This is a genomic window from Spirosoma fluminis, assembly GCF_054778895.1.
This window is the reverse complement of the sequence record NZ_BAAGZD010000041.1, coordinates 230,739-245,235: the sequence shown is the minus strand read 5'-3', so window position 1 is coordinate 245,235 and position 14,497 is coordinate 230,739. Positions and strand designations below refer to the sequence as shown.

11 protein-coding genes are annotated in these 14,497 nt (G+C 50.5%); 9 read left to right on the top strand and 2 right to left on the bottom strand.

What is annotated here, in order from left to right:
* Positions 1 to 214: 214 nt before the first annotated feature.
* From ACYVBJ_RS22985 to ACYVBJ_RS22975, 3 genes are all read left to right on the top strand, one after another.
* Positions 215 to 1,942, top strand: coding sequence for an alpha/beta hydrolase (locus ACYVBJ_RS22985; RefSeq protein WP_460985264.1), 1,728 nt, complete (start codon positions 215 to 217; stop codon positions 1,940 to 1,942).
* Between the two features lie 22 nt (positions 1,943 to 1,964).
* Positions 1,965 to 2,309, top strand: coding sequence for an HNH endonuclease (locus ACYVBJ_RS22980; RefSeq protein ID WP_460984639.1), 345 nt, complete (start codon positions 1,965 to 1,967; stop codon positions 2,307 to 2,309).
* A gap of 94 nt (positions 2,310 to 2,403) precedes the next feature.
* The gene (locus ACYVBJ_RS22975; RefSeq protein WP_460984638.1) at positions 2,404 to 3,147 is read left to right on the top strand and encodes a hypothetical protein; all 744 of its coding nucleotides are present in this window, start codon (positions 2,404 to 2,406) and stop codon (positions 3,145 to 3,147) included.
* A gap of 97 nt (positions 3,148 to 3,244) precedes the next feature.
* Here ACYVBJ_RS22975 and ACYVBJ_RS22970 read toward each other — a convergent pair whose 3' ends face one another.
* Positions 3,245 to 4,267 carry an acyl-CoA reductase gene (locus ACYVBJ_RS22970; protein ID WP_460984637.1) on the bottom strand — a complete coding sequence of 341 codons (1,023 nt, stop codon included), beginning with the start codon at positions 4,265 to 4,267 and terminating at the stop codon, positions 3,245 to 3,247.
* Positions 4,268 to 4,400: 133 nt separating this feature from the next.
* Between ACYVBJ_RS22970 and ACYVBJ_RS22965 the strand changes: the two genes are divergently transcribed.
* From ACYVBJ_RS22965 to ACYVBJ_RS22955, 3 genes are all read left to right on the top strand, one after another.
* On the top strand, positions 4,401 to 4,751 hold the full coding sequence (locus tag ACYVBJ_RS22965) for a 4Fe-4S dicluster domain-containing protein (protein ID WP_460984636.1): 351 nt from the start codon (positions 4,401 to 4,403) through the stop codon (positions 4,749 to 4,751).
* Positions 4,752 to 5,081: 330 nt separating this feature from the next.
* Positions 5,082 to 6,290, top strand: coding sequence for a porin (locus ACYVBJ_RS22960; protein WP_460984635.1), 1,209 nt, complete (start codon positions 5,082 to 5,084; stop codon positions 6,288 to 6,290).
* A 70-nt stretch (positions 6,291 to 6,360) separates the two neighbouring features.
* Entirely contained in the window at positions 6,361 to 7,689 is a 1,329-nt protein-coding gene (locus ACYVBJ_RS22955; protein ID WP_460984634.1) for an ammonium transporter, read from the top strand.
* A 246-nt stretch (positions 7,690 to 7,935) separates the two neighbouring features.
* Here ACYVBJ_RS22955 and mtaB read toward each other — a convergent pair whose 3' ends face one another.
* Positions 7,936 to 9,294, bottom strand: a complete 1,359-nt coding sequence (gene mtaB, locus ACYVBJ_RS22950) for a tRNA (N(6)-L-threonylcarbamoyladenosine(37)-C(2))-methylthiotransferase MtaB (RefSeq protein ID WP_460984633.1) — start codon at positions 9,292 to 9,294, stop codon at positions 7,936 to 7,938.
* 524 nt (positions 9,295 to 9,818) lie between these two features.
* On the opposite strand from mtaB, the gene ACYVBJ_RS22945 reads away from it, so the two are divergent.
* The 3 genes from ACYVBJ_RS22945 to ACYVBJ_RS22935 all read left to right on the top strand — a co-directional run bounded on the left by ACYVBJ_RS22945 (position 9,819) and on the right by ACYVBJ_RS22935 (position 14,479).
* The gene (locus ACYVBJ_RS22945) at positions 9,819 to 10,853 is read left to right on the top strand and encodes a glutamine synthetase beta-grasp domain-containing protein (protein ID WP_460984632.1); all 1,035 of its coding nucleotides are present in this window, start codon (positions 9,819 to 9,821) and stop codon (positions 10,851 to 10,853) included.
* 148 nt (positions 10,854 to 11,001) lie between these two features.
* On the top strand, positions 11,002 to 13,191 hold the full coding sequence (locus ACYVBJ_RS22940; RefSeq protein WP_460984631.1) for a glutamine synthetase III family protein: 2,190 nt from the start codon (positions 11,002 to 11,004) through the stop codon (positions 13,189 to 13,191).
* A 106-nt stretch (positions 13,192 to 13,297) separates the two neighbouring features.
* The gene (locus ACYVBJ_RS22935) at positions 13,298 to 14,479 is read left to right on the top strand and encodes a M28 family metallopeptidase (RefSeq protein WP_460984630.1); all 1,182 of its coding nucleotides are present in this window, start codon (positions 13,298 to 13,300) and stop codon (positions 14,477 to 14,479) included.
* The last annotated feature ends 18 nt before the right edge of the window (positions 14,480 to 14,497 follow it).

The window sequence follows — 14,497 nt, the reverse complement described above, 5'->3', positions numbered from 1 at the left end:
AAGTGTCTGGTAAGGGCTCCGAATGGTTTATGTTTCTATCCAAAGCACTTTCTACGACTCATGCTACGTACCAGCATCTGACTCATCTACTGGTCTGATTGGTTCCTAACCCCTTATAACCAATTCGCCGTTGCCTCAGGTAACGGCTTTTTTTGTATGTTGCTGGCGTCTACAGTTCTCCACATACAACCCTCTCTCTATGCCTCGTTTACAAATGCTCTGCTGGCTCGGTAGCACCCTGCTCACCCTGGTTCAGCCGACGGCTGCTCAGTCAGTATTTTCCGTGTCATTTCCGGCTAGTCAGAGCACAGGACCATTGGATGGCCGGGTGCTGCTGATTTTGGCTAAAACCAATAAACCCGAACCGCGTGAACAGGTCAGTGATGCCGTAGAAACGGCTCAGATTTTTGGCGTCGATGTCGATGGACTAAAACCAGGTCAGGCGGCTATTCTTAGCGCCAGTACGTTCGGGTATCCGAAGCAGAGTCTGAAAGATCTGCCGACGGGTGAATACTACGTACAGGCGGTGCTGCACAAATACGAGACATTTCAGGTCAAAAACGGGCCGAACGGAACACGTAACACCGTGAAGTTGCCCATGGATCGGGGCGAAGGGCAGAACTGGCGGACGGCCCCCGGTAATCTGTTCAGCAAGCCGGTTGAAATCAAACTGAACGCAGGAGCGAAGCAATCATTCGCCGTTATACTGGATCAGGTCAACCCACCCATTGACGAACCCAAAGACACCGAGTTTATCAAGCATATCAAAATTCAGAGCAAGCTGCTGACTGAATTCTGGGGTAAACCTATGTTCCTGGGCGCGCACGTTCTGCTACCCGCCGGGTTCGATGAACATCCGAATGCCCGCTACCCGCTTTGTATCAACCACGGGCATTTCCCGGCCGATTTAGACGGGTTCAGCGAAACGCCCCCGCCCGCCGATATGGACACGACCGACTATATTGAGCGGTTCAAGATCCATGGCTACAAGAAGATTGTGGCGCAGGAAGCGTATGACTTTTATAAAAAATGGACGAGCAAAGACTTTCCGCGGATGCTGATTATAGAAATACAGCACGCCAATCCGTATTATGATGACTCCTATGCGGTTAATTCGGCAAACCTGGGCCCCTACGGCGATGCGATCATGCATGAGCTGCTGCCCGAAATAGAGCAGCGATTCCGGGGCATCGGGCAGGGCTGGGCTCGGTTTACGTACGGCGGGTCGACGGGGGGCTGGGAAGCGCTGGCCGCTCAGGTATTTTACCCGGATGAATTCAACGGCTGTTTCGCGGCCTGCCCTGATCCCATCGCCTTCGATGCGTATACCGTTTTCAATCTGTACAAAGATAAGAACGCTTACTACGTAGAAGGCCCGTTGCGACGCACACCCCGCCCCAGTCAGCGCAATTACCTGGGCCAGGTGAAATGCACGCTGGAAGAAACCAATCACCGGGAGTTGGCTTTGGGCACGCACTCCCGGTCGGGCGATCAGTTCGATATTTGGGAAGCCGTTTATTCGCCTGCTGGCCCCGACGGATACCCGAAACGAATCTGGGACAAACGTACCGGAGAAATTAACCCTGGCGTGGCCGAATACTGGCGCGAACATTTTGACTTACTGCACATACTCCGTCGCGACTGGAAGACGCTGGGACCGAAAGTAGCCGGAAAAATTCACATTTATTGTGGCGATATGGACAACTATTATCTAAATAATGCTGTCTATTTAATGGAGGATTTTCTGAAAAGCGTTCAGAATCCGAAAGCCAACAGCGAAGTGGCCTACGGTGACCGCGCTGAACATTGCTGGAATGGCGACCCAACGCAGCCCAACTACATTAGTCGGCTGCGGTACAATACGATGTATGTAGATAAGATACTGAAACGGATTGAAACGACTGCCCCCAAGGGAGCAGACGTAACGAGCTGGCGGTATTAAGTGAAACGAAACGAATTTTATTGTGATTACGAATGAGCTACCACCCGTTCTAAATGGGAATCGGGTATTGAAAGAGCTGGATTTTGAATTGCTGCATACCAAATACAGCACGCACCGACGCCTACAGGTATTTGCTAAAAAAGGAACCGCCTGCGTGCGTTGTGGTGTCGAAGGGGTTCACCTGATTACGTCGGTTGACCCGGGGGGCGGGCATCACGTCGATTTGTTCACGGCCGACTTCAGACTGATGACGATCGATCATATTTTACCCCGCTCGAAGGGGGGTGGGAACACCCTGGCCAATTACCAGCCGATGTGTCAGCCTTGCAACGCTCAGAAAGGCAATACGCTGGAAAGTAATGAATGATGCAGCGTAAAAGCGCCCACACAGGAGTGCAGATTAGTTCGATCGTTTACCCGTTGCCGCCAACGTACCTATAATGCTTAAACGCTGTTTGCCCATGAACCTGTTTCTCCTGCTGGGATTGCTGTCCTGTGACAACTGGAAGGCCATCCGTGCCGGTACGTTCAAAGGGGCGGCTTACCAGCTCCAGTCGCTGGAAACAAAAGGATTTAGCACGAACCGGATTGATTACGCTATAAAGCTGGATGGAGAGAAGCGGGTCGTTATCGACGCCATGACCACGGACTGGGGGCCACCCTACGCCGATGATCTATACGGTAAGGCAAGGCGAGTGTACATTGATAAAAACCACCAGGCGTACAGCAACGAGCCGGACGACCCGCAGCGCCATCCCAGCACGATGCTGTATCTGTCGCCGGAACGGTTTACGGAGGCTGCCTTCGAGCGCTACGCGGAGTTACTCAAAAGGGAATGGCCACGTATTGACCGGCAGTTCAGCCGGGATGAGGCTGATCGCTTCCCCCAGATTATTGGCTTGGTCTACGGCAATCAGCAAGACTTTGTCCGGGTGTTCCGGGGCAAGCAGGACGGCAAAAACTACGAAATCAAAGTAGAGGTCGATGGCCGTATACGATACAGCCCCGACCAGGAATGGTCCAACGACGAGTACAGCGGCTTATCGGAAAAGGTACAAATGCCGGGTAAACGTATTTACGTGGCTACCGGCAAGGAAACCGGCATTCCGCTGGCGCAGGTGCTGACCTACAGAGATGCGGTCGGTAAGTCACTTGGCGACTATTTTCAACTGCTGGCGAAGTCCGATACACTCAGTAATAAATAAGTCAGGTCATTCACGCTAAATACCCAAAAAATAGCTCTGCGAACGTAGCAACGCATTTTGCTACGTTCGCAGAGCTAAAACTGTAAAGAAAGATGACTTACAATTGCGATAAAAATGCCATCGTGTCAACGCCATCGGGGTAATCCATTAATCCTGGTGATTGAGTTTGGCCAAACGCTACGCTGCCCGGATACCAGGCTTTTGCCGAAGCCACAACCTGAATCTGATCGGTTCGTTCAGTGAGCCATGCCGTTGCATCCGCCTGAGTTCGGTACGTTTGGTAATAAACGACGGAGATGGGAGAGACTAACCCCGGCTGTTCGGTCAGCAGCAGGTAGCCGTTGTCCAGGTGCGGTACGGCGTTAATGAGATAAATCGACTTGTTATAATCGTAGTTGTTCTGATACTTGTGGTTATTCAGGAACGTTTGTGCCTGAGGTTCCAGCGCTTGCAACAACGGAATAAAGTCATAGTCTTCGGGAACGAGTAAGGTCGATACGTTCCGGCATCCCAGACCATAGTAATCAGAGAGGTCATGCCCTAGCTTGAGGAACTCCTCGTCGCTCTCGGCACCCATCAGCAATCCTACCGATGTTCGGTTCTTGCGGATAATATGCGGTTTTTTTGAAAAGTAGTACTCAAAGTAACGGGCGGTGTTGTTACTGCCCGTAGCGATATAGGCATCTGCCGCGTTCAGCCGCTCAGCTTCCTCCATGTAATCACCAATTGCCGGATTGATCTCTTTTAATTTTTGTATTAAATAATGAATTAATACAAAATCCTGACTACTGAGCTTGGCCATTAACTTATGGCCGCTTAATAGTACACACAAGAGATCATGAAATCCAACAGCGGGAATATTTCCGGCCATAACCACACCAACCGTACGGGGAGCCGAGATAGGTTCGGCTGGATAGTGTCCTGCCCAGGCAGTTAAATGATCGACCGTTAGGAATTCGTCGGCAATAGCCTCTAATGCCTTTAAGACGTTATCGGGTGTAAACCAGTTATTTTTGAGGTGAGCCCGGTGGGCAAGATCAGTTAATTCGGATTGAGCGTCGGCGGAGCGTAAGAAGTCGCCCAGTGCCGCGAACGTTTGCAGGCGTTCTGATTGAAGCATGTAGGTTATAAACAAATGGAATACTCCATCAACGGATGGAATAAAAAATTAGTTTGGGGCTAACCTTTAAATAGTTATATTTGTTGTCCCTAGTAAGAAGATAATTTTCACCGCCTATAAATCCGTATTGCTCATGGCAATCATGATCACCGATGAGTGCATCAACTGTGGTGCCTGCGAACCCGAATGCCCTAACACGGCCATCTACGAAGGTGGTGTCGAGTGGACCTGGGGCGGAGGAACTGAATTGACCGAAGTCGATTTCGGCGAGGGCACGATCGTAAGCGGAAAATCGCCACAGGCTCCGGTTTCGAACGAATTCTATTATATTGTCAGTGATAAATGTACTGAGTGCATGGGATTCCACGAAGAACCACAGTGTGCGGCTGTTTGCCCCGTAGACTGCTGCGTTCCTGACCCCGAGCACGTAGAAGATGAAGAAACGTTACTGGCAAAGAAAGCCTGGTTACACGCTGAAGCGTAGAAACTAGATTTACTCAGCACTAAAAAGCCCGTTCTGTCGACAGAACGGGCTTTTTGCATTTATCTACGTTGTCTGCTCTCAAAAGGATGAATATTTGAACCAAATAAAATTCTAAGAAAATTGAATAAGACAGAATAATATAAACATAGCTTATTTATGGTATTTTAAGGTATTTTGAAATTAATTTATAGAATTTTTTAAACAAAATTAATATTTTCTGGCAAAAATGAAGAGTTTTTAAAGCTGGTATGTTGGATAGTAATAATTATATCCCAAAATTTGTTCCCGAACAAACCACAGGTTCCTTGTATTGTAGACCAAATAAAAGCTATGAAAAAAACATTTTTACTACTAGGTTCTTTGTTTGCAGCAGGAGGCTTGAAAGCGCAGGATTCTACAGCCATTTCTATGAATAAAAAGGTTGCCTCAACTGAAGCAGCAGCCCCAGCGGAAGCCGTACCTCAGGGTAAGTTTACGTTTTCGGGGTATATGGATACGTACTACTTCGGCAACTTCAATAACCCCAAAAGCCAGTCGAACCTGGGATTAAGCGGAGAATCAGTGGGAAATGCACGGGCGTTCGATCAACGTGCCGGGCAGTTTGGTCTTGGTCTTATCCAGGCGAAAGCGGCTTATAGCTCTGACAAGGTAGATGCCGTCATGGATTTAGCGTTTGGTCCTTTTGCCGACATAGCGAACTACGGAAATAACATCGGACCGTTAGGATCGGGATCAACGGCGTTGGCGATTAAGCAGGCGTACATTACCCTGAAAGCTTCGTCGAAATTATCATTCACCGCCGGTCAGTTCGGAACGCACATTGGCTACGAGGTGATCGATGCTCCGGTGAACTTTAATTATTCGCTCTCTAACTTATTCAACAACGGTCCGTTCTACCACATCGGTCTGAAAGCGCAATACGCCTTCAGCGATAGAGTTGCTTTGATGCTGGGCGTGGTTAACAACGTAGATAACCTCAATGACAACAATAAAAAGAAAGGCCTGATCGGTCAGTTCTTTATTTCGCCGGTATCGGGCTGGAACGTGTATCTGAACGGGATCGTTTCCAACGAAGCATCGCCAGATGCGAACGGTGTTGTTGATGACAATGCGAGCTATTCATTGTTTGACCTGGCTACAACGTATCAGGTTACTTCTAAATTCTTCGTGGGACTGAATGCTGCGACTGGTTCGCAGAAAGGCGGCTTTCAGGTGGCTTCGGGAGTTAACTCGGCCAGAACCTGGGGTGGGGTTGCGGTATACTCGAACTATGCCTTCACCGACAAGTTTGCACTGGGTGCCCGCTACGAAGTATTCGACAACAAAAGTGGCGTACGGGGCTTAACCGACGCATCGGGCAGCGGAGCCAGCGTAAACTCCCTGACATTCACTGGCAATATCACAGCGGCCGACGGTCATGTGCTGCTGAAACCCGAGTTCCGTATCGATACGTATTCGGCGAACAAATTTGAAAAGAACGACGGGTCGTTATCGACATCGCAGGCTACGCTGGGTATGGCAGCCATCTTCAAGTTCTAACCAACGCTTCTTCGTTTCTTAACCTAACTTCTCCGTATTAATCAAGTACAACAAAAACCTCTTAATTATTATGCAAAAGCCCAACTACATTCCTCTTCTTATTTTGCTGGTTATCAGCGTAGCTGCCATAATCTCGCCCTCCGTGCCCACGCAGATCGTAACCGAAGGTATCAACTCCGGCGATACCGCATGGATGCTCGTGGCTAGTGCTCTTGTCTTGTTGATGACGCCGGGCCTGGCGTATTTCTACGGCGGGATGGTCAATAACAAAAACGTAATCTCGACGATGCTACAGAGCTTTATCGCGATGGGCGTTATCAGTATTCTGTGGGTAGTAGTGGGCTTCAGTCTTGCCTTCGGGACGTCAATCGGTGGCTTTATCGGAAATCCGATGGATCACTTCATGTTTAAAGGTGTGCTGGACGGTAAGCCCTGGGAACTTGCGGCTACCATTCCACTGGTTGTGTTTGCGTTCTTCCAACTGAAGTTTGCCGTTATCACACCCGCGCTGGTTACGGGATCTATGGCGGAGCGAATCAACTTCCGGTCGTACGTCCTGTTCATGATCCTGTTCAGCTTGTTCGTTTATGCTCCGCTGGCGCACATGACCTGGCATCCAAAAGGGCTTCTTTTTGAATTAGGCGTGCTGGATTTCGCCGGCGGTACTGTCGTGCACATGTCGGCGGGTTGGGCCGCTCTGGCAGGTGCGCTTTACCTGAAGCGCCGGAAGTCTCATCTCGAAGCAAGCTATTTCCCACCGGCCAACATCCCATTCGTTTTGTTAGGAACAGGCTTACTTTGGTTCGGTTGGTTCGGTTTTAATGCCGGTTCGGCGGTAGGTGCTTCGCCACTGGCAGCATCAGCGTTCGCTACGACCAATACGGCGGCTGCGTCTGCTGGTTTAGCCTGGGTTTTGTTCGATGCAGCTAAAGGCAAGAAAGTTTCAGCCCTTGGTTTTTGTATCGGTGCTGTAGTCGGTCTGGTTGCCATCACACCGGCTGCCGGTTTCGTTACTGTCCCCACTTCAATTTTTATCGGAACCATTTCTTCGATAATCTCGAACTACGTAGCGCACCTGCGGTCGAAATCTACGCTGGATGATACGCTTGACGTGTTTCCTTGCCACGGTGTGGGCGGTATGGTCGGTATGATTATGACGGGAATCTTCGCCAGCAAAGGGGTTAACTCGGCAGTAACGGTAGAAGGGCTGGCCTTCGGAGAAACCGGCCTGTTCGTAAATCACATGATTGCCCTGATTGCCGTGTCGGCTTTCGCATTTGGCATGTCGCTGCTGCTGCTAAAAGTAACGGATCTGATTCTGCCCCTGCGTGTATCGGAAGAAGACGAGAAGTCGGGTCTGGACATCAGCCAGCACGACGAATTCCTGATCGAAGCGTAGTGAATTGCCGTATAGTCCACTACTGATAGCGATAGTGGACTATACCTCAACTTTCCTTTGACATAGCAACAGAGCCACAGGCCCTGTCTGGCCGAAATGTCCGGCAGCTTTACTGTGGTTTTGTTGTACTCGTGGAGCCGCTTCCGCTTGGGGGCGGTTTCCTGTATGCATAAGCTGCCTTTTTTAACTATAAAAAAAATAAAAGAGGCCGGTCTGATCAGACCGGCCTCTTTTATTTAATACATATTAATGTCGTTCAAAAACGGATTCGACTTCCTCAACTTCCATCAACCCATCGGTATTTACAGCCACCAGGCGAACCGGAATAGTTTCGTTGATACGTAACGGATCGTATTTAGCAACCACGCGGACGTAGTTTTCGGTGAATCCCTGCATCAACCCCTCCTGAACGTCTTCTTCAAACAACACCGTCGCCTGCGAACCTAACTGTGAATCGTAGAAGGCCCGGCGCTTTTTGTCGGACAGGATGTGCAACATTTTCGATCGATCAGCCCGAACAGAGCCAGGAACAACCGGTTTGATGCTCAATGCCGTTGTGTTCGGGCGTTCCGAATAGGTGAACACGTGCAGGTACGAAATCGGCAGTTCGTTCAGAAACAGGTAAGTTTCCTTAAATAGCTCATCGGTTTCGCCGGGGTGACCTACAATTACGTCAACACCAATACAGGCGTTGGGCATCAGTCCCTTGATTCTGGCGACGCGGTCGGCATAAAGTTCGCGCTTGTACCGACGGCGCATTAAGCCCAGTACGCGATTACTGCCCGACTGGAGCGGAATATGGAAGTGGGGAACAAACCGTTTCGACTGAGCGACGAACGCGATAATCTCGTCGGTCAGCAGGTTGGGTTCAATACTCGAAATCCGGAACCGCTCGATGCCCTCAACCTCGTCCAAAGCCTGAATCAGGTCCAGGAACGTCTCCTGACGGTGCGCTATTCCCCCGTCGCCCTCTACCAGACCAAAATCACCGATGTTGACGCCTGTAAGCACAATCTCTTTAACCGCACCGGCCGACCGTCCCCGACCGGCAATCTCGCGGGCGGCCCGCACTACGTTCTCCACAGAATCGGAGCGGCTTTTTCCCCGCGCCAGCGGAATGGTGCAATAGGCGCATGGATAATCGCAGCCGTCCTGTACCTTCAGAAACGTACGGGTACGGTCATTGAGCGAATACGAAGCGTGGTATTCAATGGCGTGTTCGATAGGAGAATTGAAAACCTGAGCGCGTTCGCCGGCACTCACTTTCTCAAACGTTGGGAGAAGTTCGTGCAACCGGAATTTTTCGGCGGCTCCCAGCACCGCATCCACCCCCGGAATTTCGGCAATTTCGGTTGGTTTTAACTGTGCGTAACAGCCCAGAATTGCCACGTACCCATCCGGATTGATCTTCTGTGCTTCCCGAACAATTTTGCGGCATTTCTTGTCGGCGTTGTCCGTCACCGAGCACGTATTGATAATAAATATATCAGGCTGTTGGCTAAACTCAACCCGTTGATACCCCTGCTGTTCCATCAGGCGGGCCAGCGTTGAGGTTTCAGAAAAGTTGAGTTTGCAGCCGAGTGTATAAAACGCTACTTTTTTCACAGTCAGTAATCTATCCCACAAAGTTACAAAAAAACGACGGGGTGGGTTCCGTTGATCTATAGAGTCTGCGTGGATGCCCCGTCGTCATCAAAAGTATCTAGTTTACTCGCTGACCATCTATAATACATAGACAAAATGGTCTGGAGCTTAACCTAATTTAGTCGTTATAATCCTGGGTAGCACACAAAACAGATATCCATTTAGTTGTCATCGTGCCAAATTTTAATAAATCCTGATTTTTACGTAAATTCTATTTTTTGTCTTATTATATCCAAAAAAGATACCTGTTAGCAGTAAATAAGCAAGTTTGGTTAGAAAAGTAGTTAAATCACAGAGTAACTATTTTATCCTGTCTAATATGGACTTTTTCTGTACTAAGCGAATTTTAATTATAATATTTCCACAAAACCGATAAAAAATACGGTTAAATCATAAAGTGGCAGATGTATTTAATTGTTTGTGCCTGCTATATTTGCTAAAAGTATCGTAACAAAACCCGTATCAATTAAATCCACCTGTACATCATGGCAAAGGCGAAGTTAGAGTACATTTGGCTCGATGGCTACAAGCCCACCCAAAGTCTACGTTCCAAAACAAAAATTGAAGGTGACTTCTCGGGTAAGCTCGAAGACTGCCCACTGTGGTCATTTGACGGTTCATCGACTGAGCAGGCCCTCGGCGGTTCCTCCGATTGCTTGTTGAAACCCGTCTTTATTTGCCCTGACCCGCAGCGTAAGAACGGTTACCTCGTTATGTGCGAAGTATTGAACGCCGACGGTACCGCGCACGAATCGAATGGCCGCGCCACGATTGAAGACGATGACGACGATTTCTGGTTTGGTTTCGAGCAGGAGTATTTTCTGTGGGACATGGCCATCGACAAACCACTGGGCTTCCCCGCCGAAGGCTTCCCAAGCCGTCCGCAGGGGCCGTACTACTGCTCAGTTGGTGCGCAGAATGCCTTTGGGCGCTCGATCGTTGAAGAACACCTCGACGCTTGCCTGGATGCGGGTTTGAACGTTGAAGGGATCAATGCTGAAGTCGCAACTGGTCAGTGGGAGTTTCAGATTTTCGCAAAAGGTGCTAAAGATGCCGGTGATCAGATTTGGGTCGCCCGGTACATTCTGGAACGTATCGGTGAGAAATACGGTATTTCGATCAACTGGCATTGCAAGCCACTAGGCGCAACCGACTGGAACGGCTCAGGTATGCACGCGAACTTCTCAAATTCTGTATTGCGTACAGCCGGAAACAAAGAAACCTACGATACGATCTGCCAGGCGTTCTCGCCGGCTGAGGTTATCAAGGCTCATATCGCCGTTTATGGTGCCGATAACGAAATGCGCCTGACCGGTAAGCACGAGACTCAGTCCATTGACCAGTTCTCATACGGTGTCTCTGACCGGGGCGCGTCGATCCGTATCCCAATCGCTACGGTAGAGCGCGGCTGGAAAGGCTGGCTGGAAGATCGTCGTCCGAACTCGGCGGCTGATCCATACAAAGTAGCTGCCTGCATCATCAAGACTGTAAAATCGGCAAATGTGCTGGAGACAGCCTAGTCATATATTGACGTAGTGTAAACTACACATTGTTCAAAAGCCTGACCAGTACGTACTGGTCAGGCTTTTTTTGCTATGTCGTTGTAATCTGGCCCAATGGCGTGTATGTTTGGTTAATTTTTAACTAAAAAAACACCCCAACCGTACCATGTCTAACTTCCGGTTTAAGGCGCTGGAAATTGCACAGAGTCGTCACGCAATACCGGTCGCGGCTCCTACCGAGCGCGTTGGCGATTTCTTCGGCAGCAATACATTCAACAACGAAGTCATGCGGACGCTGCTATCCCCCGAAGCGTACCTGAAAGTGACGGAGGCTATTCAAACCAACGGAGCCATCGACCGCACCATCGCCGACGAAGTCGCAGGTGCCATGAAGTCGTGGGCGACGTCGAGGGGAGCCACGCACTACACCCACTGGTTTCAGCCGCTAACGGGCGAAACCGCCGAAAAGCACGACGCTTTCTTCGACGTAACCGTCGATGGAAAAGCCATCGAGAAATTTAAAGGGAGCGCGCTGGTCCAGCAGGAGCCCGACGCATCTTCGTTTCCAAGCGGTGGGCTACGGAATACATTTGAAGCCAGGGGCTATACCGGGTGGGACCCTTCATCACCCGCCTTTTTGATGGATAACGGAGCCGGTGGTAAAACGCTCTGTATTCCCTCCGTCTTTATTTCCTATACAGGCGAAGCGCTGGATTATAAAACGCCTTTACTTAAGGCCCTGAATGCGATCGACAAAGCGGCCACGGCCGTTTGCCAGTATTTTGACCGGAACATCTCTAAAGTTACGCCTACCCTGGGGACTGAACAGGAGTACTTTGTGGTTGATCGTTCTTTATTTTACGCCCGCCCTGATCTGGTTCTGGCCGGTCGGACGGTGTTTGGGCACTCACCCGCACGGGGCCAACAACTGGAAGATCACTATTTTGGCTCAATTCCGCCCCGCATCAATGCCTTTATGGTCGATTTTGAGTTTGAGTCCATGAAGTTGGGCATGCCCGTGCGGACCCGGCACAATGAGGTGGCACCTGGCCAGTTTGAGGTAGCACCGACTTTTGAAGAAGTGAATCTGGCCATCGACCACAACGCCCTGCTGATGGATCTGATGGATAAGATTGCCGAAAAACATAACCTTAAAGTGCTTTTCCACGAGAAACCGTTTGCCGGCATTAACGGGAGCGGGAAGCACAACAACTGGTCGCTGGGGACCAATACGGGCGTCAATCTGCTGGCACCGACATCCAAACCTAAGGAGATTCTGCGCTTTCTGACGTTTCTGGTCAATGTGATTAAAGCGGTTCATGATCACGCCGATTTATTGCGAGCCAGTATTGCCTCAGCTGGTAACGAACATCGGCTGGGGGCCAACGAAGCGCCACCCGCCATCATGTCGATCTTCTTGGGTGAAACCCTGACCCGGGCGCTTGAGGATCTGGAAACTAAAAATGAGATTTCGCTGAATAAAGGCGATAACGTTTATTACAAACTGGGCCTGAACCGAATTCCGAACCTGATGCGCGACAATACAGACCGTAACCGGACGTCGCCTTTCGCGTTTACGGGCAACAAGTTCGAGTTCCGGGCGGTGGGTAGCTCTGCCAATTCGGCCTCAACGATGACCGTACTCAACGTGATTGTCGCGGATCAGCTTAATCAATTCAAAACCGAGCTGGACAGCCGACTGGCCAGGGGCGAAAAGAAAGAACTCGCCATTGTCGACATCCTGAAGGAATACTACGCGAATACGAAGCGAATCCTGTTCGAAGGAAACGGCTATTCCGACGAGTGGGTCGAAGAGGCCGCCCGGCGGGGATTAGCGAACATCAAATCGTCGCCGGATGCTTTGGCCGTGTTTGTGCAGCCCGAATCGCTGGCGCTTTTTGAACGTACCGGGGTTATGAACCATGCCGAAATGGAGTCACGCTACGAGATCGAACTCGAAAAATACATCAAGAACGTGCAGATTGAATCGCGGGTTATGGGTGATCTGGCGATGAATCACGTTGTCTCGACGGCGCTGAAGTATCAGAACAAACTGGCCGAAACTGCACGCAATCTCATGGAACTGGGTATGGCCGCCGAAGCCGAACCGATCAAGGATTTGCTGCGCGAAATCTCCAGCCGCGTTGTTGTCATTAAAAAGCAAACCGAATCGATGATCGAAGCGCGGAAGAAAGCCAATAACGTACCGGATACGGTCGAACGCGCCAGACTCTATTCTACGGAGGTGAAAAATCATTTCGATACGATTCGTTACGAAGTAGATAAACTTGAGCAGATCGTTGATGACGAAGACTGGCCGTTGATCAAATACCGTGAACTGCTGTTTATCAAGTAAATTCAATCGGCACCGTCTGGCCAGACGGTGCCGATTCTTAATCGCTCCTTTAGCAAAAGTCTGATACCTGAGTACTAACTGCCTAGGCTAAATCCATTAACTCCTGATGTTCGCTCCCGATGTTTTCCTGCGTGATCTGTGTCGGTTACCGCACCGGGGAGCGGCCACGTCTCAGGAACGCGAGGCTGCCCGGCTTCTGCAAACATACCTGACTGACTTGGGCGCCACCGTTCATACGGAAGCCTTTCAGACGCCAAAGACATACGTAACGGTTGTTTATTGGCTGCTCGGCGGCTTGCTGTCGGGACTTGCTCTGGTGCCCGTGACCGGAGTGGCCATCGGGCTGGTCTGGTACTTCGCGTACATGGCCTGGCGGTACTTCAACTGGCAGTACTCGTTTGCGACCCGGTTTCCCATTCAGCACACGGCCTACAATGTTGTCGGGCGCTGGCCACCGAGCAAAGCGGGAGAGGGGGTACGGAAAGTGATCCTGATGGCGCATTACGATACCGCGCCGATTTCCCTACTGTACGGACCGAAACGGCAGGCGTCGTTCCAGACATCGCTGATTGTATCGCTTGGTCTGATGGCAATGGCCGCGATGGCTGCTACGTTCGAAGCCTTCGGGGCCGCGCTACCGTATACGACGTATTTACGCTACGGCCTAATGGCGTATTTCGTCGTGCAGGCGATTACCGGTACGGCTGGCTACTGGCTGAGTGGGTATACCAATGGGGCTAGTGACAATGCGACGGGCGTTACGGCTGCGTTAGCCACCGCCGATCGACTGCGTCATCAGCCCGACCTCGACGTAGAAGTGGTGCTGACCAGCGCCGAAGAAGCGGGTATGATTGGCGCTTATTACTACGTTCAGAGGCATAAAAAGGAGTGGAACCGCAACCAAATGATGGCCGTCAATTTCGATACGCTCGGCGCAGGCCAACTGACCATTGTAGAACAGACAGGAACGGTGGAGGTGATAAAATACGATAACGAGCCAACCCGATTGGCAAAGTCGCTGGTAAGAACCGAGGCTTTTTCAGGACGAGTAAAGGTTGGTCAGTGGCACACGGCTGATTTTGACAGTGTCTGGTTCGTTCGCTCCCGCGTGCCCGTACTGGCTTTGTGTGCGCTGGATACCGACGGGCAGATGCCGCGCATTCACCAGCCCGATGATACGTTGGCCCAAGTTGATATGCGGCCCGTAGAGGCAGCCGTTGATCTGGCGGAGGCCGTACTGAACAAATGGCTGATCGGGGAAAAGTCTGCGCAGTCCCCGACGGCGTAGGCTCATTATTCGTTCTTC